At 69.5% G+C, this 1,510-nt stretch carries 2 protein-coding genes; one reads left to right on the top strand and one right to left on the bottom strand.

The window, feature by feature from the left end; all coding sequences use genetic code 11:
- The first annotated feature begins 188 nt into the window (after positions 1–188).
- Positions 189–746 (top strand): SH3 domain-containing protein, encoded by a 558-nt coding sequence (locus tag H5T65_14130; GenBank protein MBC7260366.1) that lies wholly within the window; start codon positions 189–191, stop codon positions 744–746.
- A 9-nt stretch (positions 747–755) separates the two neighbouring features.
- Here the strand turns inward: H5T65_14130 and H5T65_14125 are convergent, their stop codons facing one another.
- Entirely contained in the window at positions 756–1,313 is a 558-nt protein-coding gene (locus tag H5T65_14125) for a hypothetical protein (protein ID MBC7260365.1), read from the bottom strand.
- Between the last annotated feature and the right edge of the window lie 197 nt (positions 1,314–1,510).

Genomic DNA, 1,510 nt, shown 5'->3' with positions numbered 1-1,510 from the left:
CCTATGCATACCCCGGGGGGTGGGATTGCTTCGCTTCGCTCGCAATCACTGATGGGGAGTGTCATTGCGAGGGCGCACAGCTTCCGAAGCAATCTCCGGGGGGTGGGATTGCTTCGCTTCGCTCGCAATGACAGCGGGGGCGTGCGATTGCTTCGCTTCGCGATGATAGGATTCTGTTTGGAGGAGATATGCGGTACAACGAGGATCCCAAAGAGATAGACCAACTGCCCAACCCGAAGTGGAGCAAGCAGGCCATAGATTTGCACCCGCGGCGGGCGCTGTTCCCGTGGTGGGTGTGGCCTGTAGCGATCCTGGCCGCCGTCCTGACTTTCGTCATTGTGTGGTTCGGCTTCGTCGCGCCATCCCTGGGGTCGCGAGGAATCGCCGCCTACACGCCCACGCCGACGGCGACGCCCACAACGCCGCTCCCCACGGGCCTGCCCCCCGTGCCGCCGACGTCGGAGCCGACGGTCGCGCCCACGAACACGCCGGAGCCGACCCGCGCGCCCAGCGCCGGCATCGCCGTCGGGGGCAAGGTGCGGGTAACGGGCACCGGCGCGGCGAGATTGAACATACGCCAGGCGCCCGGGACCACCGCGGCCATCGTGGCCCGCGCCGAGGATGGGCACGTGTTCACCGTGCTGGAAGGCCCGCAGAGCGCCGACGGCTACCAGTGGTGGAAGGTACAGGACGACCAGGGCGTGGTGGGCTGGGCCGCGGCCAACTGGCTGGAGCCTGTGCCGTGAGCACCGCGCCTAGTGGGCCGTGTGCGGCAGAGTGGGCTTGATGACGCTGCCGCAGTAGGCGCACTGACCCACACCGGGGCCGGCCCACTTGAGTTCGCTGGGGATGACCGGCGCGCCGCAGGACGGGCAGCGGTCGGGGAGGCGGGCGGCCAACGCGGCGGCCCGCACGTACTGGCGCTCCGTGATCTGCGGCGGGCCTGGGGGCGGTTCGGGCTGGGTGTTGGCCTCCTGGATCAGGCGGGCCGCCAGTTCAGGGTGGCCCCTCCCGGCAAGCAACGCCGCGGCGCGCTCCGCGACGGCACGGATGCGGTCGGCCCGCCCCGCCAGGGCCAGCAGGCTCATCGCGTGCAACGTTTCATCGGTCGCCTCGCGCGGGCGGCCTAGTTCCAGCAGGCACCGCGCCGCCTGGAGAAAGCCGTTGGCGGCGGGTTCGTAGAGGCCGCGTTCTTCCGCTTCACGGGCCAGTGTGGTGAAGATGGGCAGCGCGTCGGAGTACTGGCCGTCGCGGAGCAGTCGCTCGGCGCGCATCAGGGCTAGGCGGGCGCGGGGTGCCCGTGGCATTCGCATCGCTGACCTCCATGCGCGAACTGCGAGAATTATACGACAACTGCGAGCGCGGCGCAACGTGAGGGGGTCGGATCGTGTAGGGACAGGCGAATCCGTCCCCTCTCTCGCCGGGAGAGGGCCAGGGTGAGGTTGGCATCACCGGCGCGGGGCTAAACCCCCGCGCGTGGTTGACGAACTGTCATCTCCTGCGGCGGGTT

The sequence above is a fragment of the Chloroflexota bacterium genome (assembly GCA_014360805.1).
Taxonomy (GTDB): Bacteria; Chloroflexota; Anaerolineae; order DTLA01; family DTLA01; genus DTLA01.
The sequence above is the reverse complement of the archived record's forward strand: the minus strand, read 5'-3'. Positions and strand labels throughout refer to the sequence as shown.